The sequence below is a fragment of the Gardnerella sp. DNF01159 genome, from assembly GCF_049244215.1.
GTDB classification, from domain to species: domain Bacteria; phylum Actinomycetota; class Actinomycetes; order Actinomycetales; family Bifidobacteriaceae; genus Bifidobacterium; species Bifidobacterium swidsinskii.
The window spans coordinates 1,195,402-1,209,614 of record NZ_CP058387.1; the positions used below are offsets into that span (position 1 = coordinate 1,195,402).

Below are 14,213 nucleotides of genomic sequence, written 5' to 3' on the forward strand. Positions count from 1 at the left end.
AAGACGTGTAAAATACGTATAAATACTTATAAAATACGTACAAATACGTGCAGATACGAAACGTATAAAAATAAAAACTGTAAATTATGCAACACGTGGCACGAGAAGGATACGCTCATGAATGACGATGCAATTCACCAATGGCTCATTGAATGCTTTGGGCCAATACAGGGAGAAGAAGCATGGAAACAACTTGATCAGCTTCCGTTTGAGCTACGCGAACAACTCTTAAATCAGAATCCTGATAAGCTTCCTAAACCAGACGAAGTTCGCGGAATGATGCAAGCTTTTAGTGCAGGCGGTCTTAATAATCCATACGAAATGGAAGCAACACTTGAAGAAGGGCCAATTAATCGCAAGTTAGCGCAATCTATTGCTTTACAGCACGCTAATGGCGATCAAGGAAATGTAAATGCAGACGTAGCAGATGCCACACGAAGAGCTTTAAGCCAAGCGAACTTGTGGCTAGATATAACGTGCAATTTCAATCCTGCTCCTGGAACGCCAGAAGTATTGTCTAGAGCTGATTGGGTAGAAAAAACGCTTGAAGCTTGGGTTAAATTCGCTAATCCTGTTGCAAAATCAGTAAATGAAGCACTCACTTCTGTTATTGAAGAGCGATTCCGAGATGTGGATGATGCTGAAGTAAAAGGATTATTTGCAGGAGTTGTGCCGATTCCGTTGCCTGAAGGAATGAATAATCCAGCGCAACTCATGAAACTGCTTGGAAACACTTCGTTTGCTATGCAACTGGGTCAAGCAGCTGGAGCACTTTCACACGAAGTACACGGCAGTTTTGATCAAGGTCTTGCGCTGTTGCAAAATCCTGCAGGCGGATTAATTCCATACAACTGCATTGAGTATGCAAAAGTGTGGGAGTTGGATATTACAGAAGTCATGAATTATTTGGCTTTGCGAGAAGCTGCACACGCAAGATTATTTGCATCCGTGCCATGGCTTATGCCACGATTTGAAGCACTGATTATTAAGTACGCAAACGGAATAAGTATTGATTTAGAGGCTATGGAAGAACAGCTTCGCGACGTGGAAACAATGAATCCGGAAGCAATTTCAGGAGCTGTTAATTTGCAAAATATTGGCAGCAATGATTCTGAGGAGCAGCGTCAAGCTTTGCACAGTTTGGAAACTTTGCTTGCACTTGTTGAAGGTTGGGTTGATTGCGTTACATGGCAGTCTGGAATGGCTCATATTGTGCACATTGAGCAGTTGCGAGAGATGATGCGTCGCGAGCGAGCTGCAGGAGGACCTGCAGAAGTGACGTTTGAATCGTTACTTGGTTTGCATTTGCGCCCTCGCCGTATGCGCGAGGCATCGCAATTGTGGGAAAAGTTGACTCGCGAGCGCGGTATTGAAGAGCGAGATAGCTTGTGGAGTCATCCAGATTTGTTGCCAACTTTGCCGGAAGCTAGCGAAGTTACGAAAGACGCTAGTAATGAAGGTAAAGCTGGTAACGCAGGTGACGAAGTTACGAAAGAAATCGATGCGGAGGATGCAACGAAAACTGCTGCAAAAAATGCAATAGAAACTCAGTCTAATCAAACTAATGAAGCAACTGAAAAAACTAGCGAAAGTCACGAAAGTGCAGACAGTTACGAAAGTAACAAAAATACTGATAACGCTATCGAAAATGCGCCTATCGAAAAATCTTTTGAAAAATTAACAGAAGACGATTTAGGCACAAATGATTGGGATGCTGAACTTAGCAAGCTTTTGGAAGAGGATGCACGCCAAAAGAAGCAAAACAGCGAGACCGGTAACGAAACTGACGACGAATCCGGTAACGAAGCTGGCAACGAATCCGGCAATTCCGACGAAACTGATGCTGACGGCGAATAAAACTCTTGTAAAACTCCTGATTCAATAACAATCCAGCTGAATAATCGACATCAACGCTCAAAACGGCATAAACTGTGCAACTGTGTAAAGAAAAGGTCGGTCTCAACCAAAAACGACCAAAACTTTACACGAGCGTAAAATTTATGCCGCGAGATTAAGCCAGAAAGCGGCTAGGCACGCGATTCATGCCAGTTCCACTGTCTTTTCTAGAAGCGTAAGAAAGATGCAAAGTCTTTTCTGCGCGAGTTATTGCAACGTACATAAGTCTGCGCTCTTCTTCCAAAGCACTGTCATCAGTCGTAGAGCCAAAAGGAATAAGCCCTTCAGAGCAGCCAATTACGTAAACATGCGCAAACTCTAAACCTTTAACAGCATGAATAGTTGAAACAGTAACAGTTGAAATATTAGAAGATGCAAAAATGTCAGAAATACCTTGAGAACCGTAGCTTTGCGCATCCTCTAAAACATTTCGCTGCCACCCCACGTCTTTTCTCACGCGATACGGAAGTTTTGCTGCTTTTAACGCTTTACAAACTACTTGCTGTTGAGCATTGGTTCTCGTTAGTATTGCGCACTCCCCAAGATGCGCAACGCCGCTTTTTACAAGTTTTGCAATTTGCTCAACTACACCCAAAGCTTCTTCAACATCGGTTGCAAAAACTTGCTGGCTAACACGAACGCCGCCTTTTGTTGCCGCCTTAACTTTTACGTAATCCTTTTTATGCGCAGAAGCCGCAAGCACTCTATTAGCAAGACCTACTATGCGTTCTGTGGAGCGGTAGTCGGTATTCAAACTAATATCTGCTCCAAGAGGAGCAAATTCTTGCGGAAATGAAAGCAAATAGTAACTATTCGCACCTGCAAACGAGTAGATTGTTTGCGCAGGATCGCCCACTACGCAAATATCGCGGTTCTGCCCCATCCATAATCGCAACAATTCGTGCTGTAAAGGAGACACATCCTGATATTCGTCAACTGTGATCCATCCGATTGATTGCTTAATACGGTTTGCAGCTTCCGGAAAATTTCGTAAAATATGGCAGCAAAGTAGAAGAATATCGTTAAAATCGATGCAATTATGCGCATTTTTTTCGGTTTCGTAAGCTTCATATATATCGACAAATTGCTGCGGCTCTAAACCTGCAGGAGGCAAACGGTGCGTAGAAGCGCACACACGCAAGTAATCGTCAGGCGCAATAAGCGAAACTTTCGCCCAATTAATTTCTGCCAAAATATCGCGAGTTTGCAACAAAGTCATATCCGCAAAATCCGGATAACGCTTAAGCGCAGAAGCTATGATTTGCTGAGAATCATTCATAATTGATGGAAATTGTGCTGAACAGACGTCGTTCCACACGCTGCGAATGTGTTGCAAAGCCGCAGAATGAAATGTTGAGACGCATCCAACATTACTTACACCAAGAGCCTCAATACGCGATCTCATTTCCGCAGCTGCTTTTACAGAAAAAGTAACTGCCAAAACTCTTTCAGGATCCCACTTACCAGTAGCGCAAGCATACGCAATTCTGCGCGTAATAGTGCGCGTTTTACCAGCTCCTGCACAAGCTATAATGCGCACTGGCCCTTCTAGTGCGGTAGCAGCTTCGCGTTGCGAATTATCCAACCCGTCTAAAAGTGCTTCTGGAGAAGTCACTTGAGAAGTTTTAGAAGTCACTTGCGAAGGTTCTGGTGAAGAATTCATAATTCTATTGTTGCAGCAATAACAACACTTACGCAACAAGAATAAAAATATGTGTATAACTTACAAAAAATTGGCAAAATTTCGGTGCTTTGTATTACTGTGGGAGTGTGACACAACTCAGTAGATTCAAGTTGGCAGCACTGGCATCTGCAGCCATGCCCGAAGTACAGTTTGCAGGAACGCGCCAAAGTGAGCAAGTTAATGCCACTGATACCGCGGCTGGAATTTCTCACGCCGTTGTGCAAGATATTTCCGGTAAGCTTTACGACGTTTTTATCAGTGCGGATAGTAAAGGTCGCAAGCGTTTGCATGACCGGGCTCGTGCAGCATGGACTCTTGAGCACAGTAAAGATTTGGCAGCTTTGGGATTCGCTTACGACACTATGCTCACGTTTATGCCAGGAAAACGCGAAGATGCTAATAACAACGCTGGAAACGTTGCAAATAATGTAACCGATGGAAATTCTACAGTTGCTGGCACTCAACAATACGTACAACAACAATCTACACAACAGCAATCTATACGAATATCAAGCATTATTGCCAACAACAACGATGAAGACACTGTGCTTATTTGCGAACATCTTGAAGGTAGCGCTCGCGACTTGCGTCTTCTTACTACCGACGATTGCGCAAATGTTGGAACTGCAATCGGCGCTATTCATCGCCTGCGCCCTACTTTCGTAACGCGCGGAAAATACCCTGCTTTTACTACTGGTCAAATTCGCGCACAGTTAACCGGTTGGATTAAAAGACTTCGTCAAGCCGGTCATATTCCAACCGAAATTACTGACAGTTGGTCAAGAGTGTTGGAAACTGAAGGATTGTGGTCATTTGAAACTTGCCCAGTACACGGCGGTTTTATGGATGGCGACATTTTGTTTGCTGGCTCAACAATTACTGCTGTGACAAATTGGCAAAGAATGCAAATTAACGATCCTGCGCGCGATTTGGCTTGGATTTTTGCAAAACTTAACGAGCAGCGCCGAAACGCAGTGCTTTCTGCATACGGTAGAATTATGGGTTCTCGTTTAGATAGTTTGATTATGCTTCGCGCAAACTTGTGGCTGCAAATGGAACAAGTTGGCGATTTTGTTCAAGCTTTGCAACGTGCAGATAACACCAGTATTATGCGTTTTAAGGCTCAAGTTGAGCGTTTAGCGCACGAGCTTAGTCGTATTAGCAATGCACAAACTGCTAAAACTGGTCGTGCTGCAGGAAATCCCGCCTCGACTATTACAGTTGGAACGCTTCTTGAAAATGACAATACGCAAAGTCGCCAAATTTCTAAGAATAATTCTACTGAAAACCAACTAAACACTGGAAATAGCGACGAAACTCATGAGCGAGACATTACTTCAGAAAGAAATACTGAATTAAATAACACTCAAGACGAGACTTACGATAGCAACAAAACTATAAGCGACGATACTCATGAGCGCAAAGTTCAATATGCTGGCACACACGCAGCTAACGCTGAGGAGGCTGAAAAAGCAGCACAACTCGCTGACGACACAGCAACTCAAGTAATTACTCATGTAAAAACTCAAACAGTACACGAAACCGCAGAAACTATTGTGCAAACTGCAATGAGTAAATCTGCCGATAGCAATGCTAGTGCTGAGCATGAAAACGTTAGTAACGCTGGTAGCAATGAGGAAACTAAGGACGCCAAGAACAACAATGATTCTGAGGTTAAGGATGAAGTTATAGTTGAGCGTGACAGTAAGGTTGATAGCGCAAACGAGACTTCTTCGGACTCAAAACTTTCTGAAGATACAGAAAGAAATACGCAAAAAAATGACGATAAACCAGAAACCGTAATCATCCCTCTGCTAGAGCGTGAAGAACGAGCAATGCGCGACGCACAAGCAGACTTAGACTAAGATAAATAAAATACTAAATACTAATTAAAACGATAAATAGCGTAAAAAGCAAAAGGAGTATGTATGCGAGTTGTTTTAGGAGTAAAAAACGTTTCTGATTCCATCGATTTTGAAACCAACCAAAGCGCAGAAGAAGTGCGCAAAGTGATTAACGATTCCAAAGATATGCTTGAGTTTACGGACGTAAATGGGCGCACTATTATGGTCTCAGCTTCGTCGCTGTCTTACGCGCTCATCGGCGATACGCCAAAGCATTCAGTGGGCTTCGGCGCGCTCAACTAAAATAACGAAATTCCGCTAAAAGCGGCAGAAACTTTACACGTGTGTAAAGTTTTGGTCGGATTAAGTCGATAAAACGGCAGAAACTGTGCAGCTGCGTAAAGAAAAAGCCGGCTACGCGCGAAAAAACGGCAAAAACTTTACAGCAACATAAATAAAGAGTTTTAGAGCTTATAGCCGCGCAAGAGTATTTCCGATACTACTTCGCGGCTTGTTGTTTCTTCGCCCAAACGATTTGGCTTACCGTAGCCATGCCAATCCGAGCCGCCCGTCACAAGCAAATCGCACTTACTCGCTAAAGAAAGCAGTCTTTCACGCTGTGCTTTAGAATTTCCGCGATGATACACTTCTAAACCGTCAAGACCAGCTTTAGCAAACGATATAATTTGATTATCCGAAAGAAGCACGCGGTTACGCGTAGGGTCGGCAGGATGCGCAATAACAACAACCCCTCCAGCATCTTTAACAGCCTCAATAACTTCACGAACATTTGGAGAAGGAGTTGGTATATAGTACGGGCTGCACGGAGAAATAGGCCCAGCAAAAGCTTCAGAACGCGTTTTATACACGCCAGCTTTTACTAAAGCATCAGCGATATGCGGCCGCCCGATCGTAGTTAAGTCACCGAGCTTCGCTTGAGCCAAAACGTCATTCCAAGTAATTGGAAAATCGCGCGACATACATTCAACCATACGCTTTGTGCGATCAAAACGACGCTTCCTAGTAAGCTCAAACATGCTCACAATCATGCTATTTTTCGGATTGTACTGGTATGCGAGCATGTGCACAAACACGCCTGAGTCTTGCGCAGTAATCTCCGAACCAAATAATACTGGCATATTCGAAGCTTTAGCAGCCTCTTGAAAATCATGCCATCCTGCAGTTGTGTCGTGATCAGTAATAGCAACACCTTGCAAACCAACGATTTTAGCTTGCGTAATTAAATCTTCTGGAGTTGCAGTACCGTCTGAATAAACAGTATGACAGTGCAAATCCCAGCGTTCGCGCGCAAAACTCATCATGCTGGAGTTGCTATCGCTAGCATGATTTGATGCTTCACGTTGGTTGTTGCTTATTGCGGTCATATAATCATCGTAAACTGTGCCATGTAACGAGAAATGAATATGCACACATAATTATTTGCTATTATTTATTATTATTCACATCATTCGCAATTAGTAACTTTTAGGAGCAGCAATGAAGCAAACTGACGCCGCTAAAGAAAACTATGAAACAACACTTAGCGGATGGAGGCACTCTGCAGCATGGACGTATGGCATTATGCTATTTTTCTCTGCAGTAGCACTCGTAACTTCGCTTATACTTTCTGCTGAAACCCTTGCTTTAGCGCGCGCACCTAAAAAACTGCTCAGCTGCGATTTTAACAGCGTTGTGTCCTGCTCTAGAGTTGCACAAACTTGGCAGGCAGAAATTGTGAAATTTGGCGAATTAAGCTTCCCAAACGCATTCTTTGGAATTGCTGCAGAAAGCGTATTCGTAACGCTCGCAGTTATTGGAATGATTCGCGTACGCGTGCCGCGATGGTTCGCAATCTGCACTTGGCTTGGTGGGTTATGCGCTCTTGTCTATGCTTACTGGCTGTTTTCGCAATCTATGTTCGTAATTCACGCGTTGTGCCCGTGGTGCATTGTGCTTATGTTCTCCACAACAATGCAATTTATATCTTTGACTCACGCAAGCGTAAGTTCGCAAAAGTTGCTTGTTAAGCGTTTTAGCTTGGTTGAAAGCTATTACCGTTTGCGATACGACTTGCTAATAGATGTGCTTTGGGTTGCGGCATTGCTTACTTTGATTTTGTGCCAATATTCTAAAGTATTTTTTGGCTGAATAAGAGCGATTTTTAACGCAAAATCTTAACGCAAGTCTTTCAGCACAAGCTCTTCGCAAGTTGCTGCATGCGCAAGCTTGTATCCGAATTAGTAAGAGTTATGCTGCCTTCTTGAGAATCGCTTGCAAGCTCATTATTAAGTTCCAATATTTTGCGCAAATGATTAATAGTTCCTTCGTTGCCGTCAACAATATTCGTGCGCGCAGGCAAAAACTCGCGGAAATAATCCCTATAAAACACAAAATGAGTGCAGCCCAGCACAACCGAATCGATACTGTCTAAATCATACTCGTCGAAATACTTGTGAAGAGCAGCAAAAACTACATCACGATTATTAAGCTCCCCACGCTCAACAATACGCACTAAATCAGGACAAGGCTGCGAAAAAATCGTGTTATTTTGCGAAAAACGTTGCAGCAAATCCGCAAACTTGCGCTCGCGAAGAGTAAGCGGAGTTGCAGCTACGATTACGCGCTGAGGCTCACCTTTACCTAAATCACAAGCTAATTTAAGCGCCGGCTCCATACCTATGATAGGTATATTGTAATGCGCGCGCAAATCGTTCACAGCTGCGGAAGTGGCAGTATTACAAGCAATTACAACAGCTTTTACATTTAAACGAACAAAATGCTCGACGATTGCAAAGCTTAACTTTTTAACTTCTTCAGGCGTTTTAATGCCGTATGGCGCGTTTGCAGAGTCGCCGAAATAAATAATTCGCTCATGCGGCAGAGCAGCATGCAACTGACGAGCCACGGAAATGCCTCCAAGCCCAGAATCAAAAACGCCAATTGCTGCCGACGATGCCATAAACTACCTCCTAAAAACGCTTACTATCGTAATGGCGAGTGTCAACATACTAGGAAAACATACTACGAAATATATTGAACGCTGCCATTTCTAATTATGGCAACTTCGCTAGCAACTTCTTGCACAACGCCAACATCATGAGTAATAAACAAGCATGCGTAACGGTATTTTTGTTGCAAATCATGCAATAAGTTAAGTACACAACGTTGCACTGTTACGTCAAGCGCAGAAGTTGGCTCATCCACAATAAGCAGAGAAGGCTGCAAAATCAACGCTCGCGCAATACCTACGCGCTGTCTTTGACCTCCGGAAAGCTCGTGAGGAAAACGGCTTGCGAATTCAACTGGCAGTTGTACTTGATTAAGCATTTCTTCAACGCGCTCTAAACGCTCATTGGCATCAAGATTCGTGTGTAAAAGTAATGGTTCTGCAATACTCCAGCCAATGGTTTTACGCGGATTTAGTGCGGAACCTGAATCTTGAAAAACGTATCCAATTCGCGATAATGCTTGGCGGCGAGCTTTATTGTTTAATCTGTTTAAGTTTTCTCCATTAAGTAGCACTAATCCTGAATTTGGTTTGATTTGCCCAGAAATAAGCTTTGCAATAGTGGTTTTCCCAGCTCCAGACTCCCCGACTAAAGCTAGTGTAGAGCCAGAGTTAATGCGCAAGTTTGCATTAGCGAGAGCAAGCTTATTTGAATTTTTGCTAAAACGAGCATGCGAATACTTCACACTTACGCCTTGAACTTCAACTACTGGAGATTCAGATCCTGGAGATTCAGAAATATTCTTAGCAATATTCTTAGCAATTGCTTTTGCTACTTCTTCTATACTTTCATAAGAATCACCACTTGAAGCATATTGCATATCAAATTTAGGAACAGAATCTAGCAAAGTGCGCGTATATTCGTGCTTAGGATTCGCAAAAATATGCTGAACTTCGCCAGATTCCACAATATTCCCGCCTTGCATTACATACATTTCATCTGCGAGCGCGCGCACAACACTCATATCGTGCGTAATAATTAATACAGCAAGCTGTAATTTCTCCGACAAATTACGTATAAGACGTAAAATATCTCGTTGCGTGGTGATGTCGAGTGCTGTTGTAGGCTCGTCTGCAATCAAAACTTGTGGACGATTTATTAAAGCCATAGCAATCATCGCACGCTGGAGTTGGCCGCCAGAAAGCTCATGCGGATAAGAACGATACACGCGCTCAGCATCACTCAACTCAACCTCGAGAAGCTGCGAAATCACACGCTTCTTACGCTCTCTTTGGCTAAGCTTTCCTGCTTTTTCAGGATGATATATTAGCGCTTCTTCTATTTGCTTGCCAATTGTTTTCACAGGATTAAACGCACTGGACGGCTCCTGAAAAATCATGCCAATCATACCACCGCGAATATGCTCATAAGAGGCATCTTCGCTAAGCAAATTTATAAAAGATTCGTTAGCATCCGAAGCGTTAAGAAGTGCCGCATTCCCTTCAACACGCGCATTATTATCGAGCAATCCCATAAGAGCCAGCGCAGTAAGTGACTTTCCAGAACCGGACTCGCCTACTAACGCAGAAACCATTCCAGCACGCAATCGCATAGAAACATTGCGTGTAATTTGCCTACCGTCAATCGAAACCGACAAATCTTCAACACTTATAACAATTCTTTTACGCGCATCCAAATCTTTATTATCCAAAGCTTGCGCATCCAAATTCGTCATCTTCAATCACCTATTCAAAGACACAGCTGCATAATTAGGGTAAGCAGGAAAACTTCCGATGTAGAAATTCTCAACACCGCTTCCATGAATAAACGTATTATGCGAGTAAATAAGCGGAACAACAGGAGAATCTTCCATAATAGCGTGATCCGCCTTTTGCCACAGTTTATGAGCCGAATTCTCGTCAACAGTTTGCACAGCTTCGCGAATTAAAGCATCTACTTTAGGATTCGAATAACGAGAAATATTCCAGTTACCGCCGCCAATTTGCGAAGAATCAAAAAGCGGTCCCAAATTCGCAAAAGCAGAAGGAAAATCAGGCTGCCACGAAGCCAAAGCCAAATCGTAATCTCCGGAATTTGACGTAATTGCATCCGTAAAGTTTACTGCGTCAACAGTTTTAATCGTCACTTTAATACCAGCTCGCTTTAAACTTGATTGCACAGAAGATGCCACTTGCGTTTGATCCGGACGAGCAATCAGAATCAACTTAATATCGGTTTTACCTGATTTTTTCAACAGTTGTTTAGCTTTCTCAACGTTCCCTCGAGGATCTTCAGAATACAAATTAAACTGCTTTCGACCAGAAATACCAGGCGTAATAAGCGTAGTAGCAAAACCTCCAGCAATTTCGCCGCCCTTCGCAGTTCGATACGACTGCTTATCAACAGCATACTGAATCGCTTTTCGAACATTGATATCCGTTATTCTGCGCGTATTCATAGCCAAATATTCAAGAGCACCATCACTACTAGTAGTTAGCAACTTGCGAGATTGAGGATGCGCTTGAGCTTGTGCAAGCTGAGCAGGCGGCACAAAATCAGCCAAAAATGCGGCTTTTGTATCCGTATTTCCTTGAATCATAGACTGAGCTGAAACAGTAGTGTCTGAACCAAGTTTCCACACAATTTCATCTGCAGAAGCTGTGCGAGTACTGTCAAGCTTGGAATCCCAATACTTATTGCGTTGCATTACAACTTGCTTTCCAACTTCGTTCTGCACAATCCTGTATGGTCCTGAAGATTTCGGCCTTTTACTATATGTCTGAGCATCGCCTGAACTAGTTGGAACTGGCACAAATGCAGCCAAAGATGTCACCCACGGCCAATCTGCAAAAGGTGCTTTCAAATGGAAAATAATCGTTTGATTATCTGGAGTTTCAATCGAATCAAGCGACTTTCCGTCGAATGGTCCTCTATAGTTTTCAGCTCCAACAAGAAGAGTTTTGTGATATCCAAAACCACCGCTTAACGAATCTGCAAACGAGCGCTCAATACCAAATTTAATATCGTGCGAAGTGATTTCGGTTCCATCTTCATACTTAACACCCTTTTTAAGAGTGTATTTCCAAGTTTTTCCGCCGTCACTTGTTGTGCCAGTATCCGTTGCCAAATCTGGAACTACGCGCGTTTGCTTGCTTAAATCCGGATTTACTTTCCAAGTAGTAAGCGCGCGGAAGATGAAATTATTTGACGTAATTGGCAAACCCTGACTGCGCGCTGGATCGAAATTCATATTCGTATTTGACGTAAATATTGTAAAAGTTCCGCCTTTTTTAGGATTAGAATTTAGCACGGAAGTGTTCGTAATACTGGTTTTCCCAGAGTTGTAATTTGTGCAAGCTGAAAGCGAAAGTAGTGAAATTGTAAGTAGTGAAAAAGCTGCTGTTGAAGCAAGAATTTTCTTTGAAGCCGTATTATTTTTGAAAATGAACATAATAATCCCCTTATTTCTTTAATCTTTTCTATTTAAAATTTAATTCTTTAAAACTCGCGCATAAGCTATTTAACATTTTTGAACTTGAGAAAAAGTGAGCGAGCTGACACGAGCAGCATCAAGCAAACGCAAGCGCTTAGTCCTCGCCCACTAACAATTTCACTCGAAAGGCACTAACAGACTGCGGCACGAGGATCGATGAAACGATAACAGATGTCAACAATAAGATTCGCAACAATCACAAACGCAGCCGCAAAAAGCGTCACACCAACCAGCACTTGCAAATCAAGATTTTTAACAGAATCAAGAAGTAGCGAACCCAAACCTTGCATAGAGAAAACTCTCTCAGTAATCACAGCACCGCCAAGCAAACCGCCTAGATCCAAGCCAAACATTGTTAGCACAGGAAGCATTACGTTAGGCAGAGCGTGACGAGTTATAACTTTCGTTCGCGGCATACCCTTAGCCAAGGCAGTGCGCATATAATCCTGTTGCAACTCGTCAAGCATATGAGCACGAGTAAGTCGCGTATAATAAGCAGCGTTAAGAAGCGCCAAAACAATCCACGGAAGTAGCAAATGCTGCAGCCAACCTAAAGGATCATCCGAAAAATTCACATAACCGCCTGTAGGGAAAATTGGCAGATATACTGCAAAAGCAAGTATTGCAAGCATACCAATCAGGTAAGCAGGAGACGAAATCCCCACTGAAGAAAGCGCTCTAAATGCACGATCAAAAAGCGATCCTTCTTTAGAAGCAGAAATCACTCCGGTTACTACACCAATAATTACCCAAAGTAATGCAGCGCCAATCGCCAAAGAAGCTGTCACAGCAAAACGGCTCATAATAAGATCTGTGACTGGTTCGTTAAGCGTGAAGGACCAGCCTAAGCATGGAGACGAGCAGATAATTGCGGCACCAGCGGCTGAAATTCCTGAGGATGCAGAATTAGTTCCAAATTCTCGTCCAAAAAATATCCCACGAATATAGTTTCCAAGCTGCTCATACCACGGCGCGTCCGTGCCCATAAATGCGGAAACTCGAGCCAAACGCTCAGGAGTGCACGGCTTTCCGCAAGCTAGTTGCGCAGGATTCGCTGGGAGCATAAAGAAAATAAGGAATAATACAACTGCAATCAGTGTTAAAACAAGTACCGCGCTTGCTGAACGCTTTATTAAAAACGTAAGAAAATCTACGGTTTTGCTAATAATTCGCGGGTTTTTTGCGGATTCATTATTGCTGTTATTACTAATATTTTGTTGCATATTTTTCTTCTGCGTATTATTTACATTCTGCTTATTGGTGATATTTTTCGTACTGCTATTACTATTTTTTGTATCGCTATTACTAATATTTTCCTTATATCTCATGCCGTCGCCGCCTTTTTAGCGCGAGGCTGAAGAGCACTGGCCAAACCGTCACCAACAAGATTAAAACCGAAAGTTAGCAAGAACAGTGCAGTTCCAGGGAAAAGTAAATACCATGGGTCAACTAAAACCCACTGCACAGCTTCCGCAATAGCGCGACCCCACGAAGGCGAAGGTGGATTCATACCAACGCCAAGGAAAGACAACGCAGCTTCAGCTCCAATTCGTCCAGGAATAAGGAACGTTACATTCACAAGCAACAACGGCATCATATTTGGCATTATTTGTTCACGAAGAACATGCCACGTACCGGCTCCCATTACGCGAGATGCAACTGCAAAATTGCGAGATTTAAGCGTAAGAGTTTGAGCGCGAACTAAACGCGCAATACTTGGCCAACCAAAAAATCCTAAAACAAGTATTAGTAGAAGCGGACGCGGAAAATCTTGCGGCACAACAGCAGACAAAGCAATCGCAAAAATCAGGAACGGGAAACCGAAGAACACGTCCATTGTGCGCGAAAGCAAAGCATCTGCAAAACCACTGAAATACCCTGCAATCATGCCGATTACGATGCCAAGAAATAGCGATATTATGGTAGAAGCGACGCCAATTCCAAGAGATACGCGCGCGCCATGAGCCACAATTGCAAAAATATCAAGACCACGAAGTGGCGTAAGACCAAACCAATGCTGGAAATTAATGCCACCAAAACCTGTTGGAACAGAATTAAAATCTAAATATTCTGGATGCTCATCATAAGGATTATTGCCAGTGATTGCAGTAAAAGCATCGGCAAAAATTGCCAAAATCACAAAAATTGCAATAATTATACTTCCGATAATAATGCCAGAATTATTTCCAGTAGGAACGGTGACACTAGATGAATCACGCTTATAGCGTGAACGAAATACACCGACCCTTCTCATCTTTACTCATTTCGTCACCTGCACTTTCTTTTTGAATATCATGCAATATAAATTAACGCAAAACACAAATCGAGTAAAAATTTGTATTGTTGTC

11 protein-coding genes are annotated in these 14,213 nt (G+C 42.9%); 4 read left to right on the plus strand and 7 right to left on the minus strand.

Going from position 1 to position 14,213, the window contains the following annotated elements:
* Window positions 1-117: 117 nt before the first annotated feature.
* Entirely contained in the window at window positions 118-1,857 is a 1,740-nt protein-coding gene (locus HXT39_RS04740) for a zinc-dependent metalloprotease (protein ID WP_102703410.1), read from the plus strand.
* Between the two features lie 154 nt (window positions 1,858-2,011).
* Here HXT39_RS04740 and HXT39_RS04745 read toward each other — a convergent pair whose 3' ends face one another.
* Entirely contained in the window at window positions 2,012-3,559 is a 1,548-nt protein-coding gene (locus HXT39_RS04745) for an ATP-dependent helicase (RefSeq protein WP_004110548.1), read from the minus strand.
* 155 nt (window positions 3,560-3,714) lie between these two features.
* Between HXT39_RS04745 and HXT39_RS04750 the strand changes: the two genes are divergently transcribed.
* Both HXT39_RS04750 and HXT39_RS04755 read left to right on the plus strand, forming a co-directional pair.
* Window positions 3,715-5,445 carry a phosphotransferase gene (locus HXT39_RS04750; RefSeq protein WP_033888646.1) on the plus strand — a complete coding sequence of 577 codons (1,731 nt, stop codon included), beginning with the start codon at window positions 3,715-3,717 and terminating at the stop codon, window positions 5,443-5,445.
* Window positions 5,446-5,508: 63 nt separating this feature from the next.
* Complete coding sequence (locus HXT39_RS04755; protein WP_004105154.1) at window positions 5,509-5,727, plus strand: DUF3107 domain-containing protein; 219 nt, start codon at window positions 5,509-5,511, stop codon at window positions 5,725-5,727.
* A gap of 161 nt (window positions 5,728-5,888) precedes the next feature.
* Here the strand turns inward: HXT39_RS04755 and HXT39_RS04760 are convergent, their stop codons facing one another.
* Complete coding sequence (locus HXT39_RS04760) at window positions 5,889-6,746, minus strand: PHP domain-containing protein (RefSeq protein ID WP_102703408.1); 858 nt, start codon at window positions 6,744-6,746, stop codon at window positions 5,889-5,891.
* 175 nt (window positions 6,747-6,921) lie between these two features.
* Between HXT39_RS04760 and HXT39_RS04765 the strand changes: the two genes are divergently transcribed.
* Window positions 6,922-7,572, plus strand: a complete 651-nt coding sequence (locus HXT39_RS04765; protein WP_004110557.1) for a vitamin K epoxide reductase family protein — start codon at window positions 6,922-6,924, stop codon at window positions 7,570-7,572.
* Window positions 7,573-7,612: 40 nt separating this feature from the next.
* Here HXT39_RS04765 and murI read toward each other — a convergent pair whose 3' ends face one another.
* The 5 genes from murI to HXT39_RS04790 form a co-directional block, all read right to left on the minus strand.
* Entirely contained in the window at window positions 7,613-8,383 is a 771-nt protein-coding gene (gene murI / locus HXT39_RS04770; protein ID WP_012913941.1) for a glutamate racemase, read from the minus strand.
* A 62-nt stretch (window positions 8,384-8,445) separates the two neighbouring features.
* On the minus strand, window positions 8,446-10,107 hold the full coding sequence (gene nikE, locus HXT39_RS04775) for a nickel ABC transporter ATP-binding protein NikE (RefSeq protein WP_102703406.1): 1,662 nt from the start codon (window positions 10,105-10,107) through the stop codon (window positions 8,446-8,448).
* 6 nt (window positions 10,108-10,113) lie between these two features.
* Entirely contained in the window at window positions 10,114-11,823 is a 1,710-nt protein-coding gene (locus HXT39_RS04780) for an ABC transporter substrate-binding protein (RefSeq protein WP_102703405.1), read from the minus strand.
* A 173-nt stretch (window positions 11,824-11,996) separates the two neighbouring features.
* Complete coding sequence (locus tag HXT39_RS04785) at window positions 11,997-13,193, minus strand: ABC transporter permease (protein ID WP_103013936.1); 1,197 nt, start codon at window positions 13,191-13,193, stop codon at window positions 11,997-11,999.
* Window positions 13,190-14,119 carry an ABC transporter permease gene (locus HXT39_RS04790; protein WP_004110570.1) on the minus strand — a complete coding sequence of 310 codons (930 nt, stop codon included), beginning with the start codon at window positions 14,117-14,119 and terminating at the stop codon, window positions 13,190-13,192. Before HXT39_RS04790 ends, HXT39_RS04785 begins: the two co-directional genes overlap by 4 nt.
* Window positions 14,120-14,213: the final 94 nt, after the last annotated feature.

Excerpts from the sequence above, each read along its gene's own strand:
- HXT39_RS04740 (WP_102703410.1), top strand. The coding sequence starts at position 118 with ATGAATGACGATGCAATTCACCAATGGCTCATTGAATGCTTTGGGCCA.
- HXT39_RS04745 (WP_004110548.1), bottom strand. The coding sequence starts at position 3,559 with ATGAATTCTTCACCAGAACCTTCGCAAGTGACTTCTAAAACTTCTCAA.
- HXT39_RS04750 (WP_033888646.1), top strand. The coding sequence starts at position 3,715 with ATGCCCGAAGTACAGTTTGCAGGAACGCGCCAAAGTGAGCAAGTTAAT.
- HXT39_RS04755 (WP_004105154.1), top strand. The coding sequence starts at position 5,509 with ATGCGAGTTGTTTTAGGAGTAAAAAACGTTTCTGATTCCATCGATTTT.
- HXT39_RS04760 (WP_102703408.1), bottom strand. The coding sequence starts at position 6,746 with ATGATGAGTTTTGCGCGCGAACGCTGGGATTTGCACTGTCATACTGTT.
- HXT39_RS04765 (WP_004110557.1), top strand. The coding sequence starts at position 6,922 with ATGAAGCAAACTGACGCCGCTAAAGAAAACTATGAAACAACACTTAGC.
- murI (WP_012913941.1), bottom strand. The coding sequence starts at position 8,383 with ATGGCATCGTCGGCAGCAATTGGCGTTTTTGATTCTGGGCTTGGAGGC.
- nikE (WP_102703406.1), bottom strand. The coding sequence starts at position 10,107 with ATGACGAATTTGGATGCGCAAGCTTTGGATAATAAAGATTTGGATGCG.
- HXT39_RS04780 (WP_102703405.1), bottom strand. The coding sequence starts at position 11,823 with ATGTTCATTTTCAAAAATAATACGGCTTCAAAGAAAATTCTTGCTTCA.
- HXT39_RS04785 (WP_103013936.1), bottom strand. The coding sequence starts at position 13,193 with ATGAGATATAAGGAAAATATTAGTAATAGCGATACAAAAAATAGTAAT.
- HXT39_RS04790 (WP_004110570.1), bottom strand. The coding sequence starts at position 14,119 with ATGAGAAGGGTCGGTGTATTTCGTTCACGCTATAAGCGTGATTCATCT.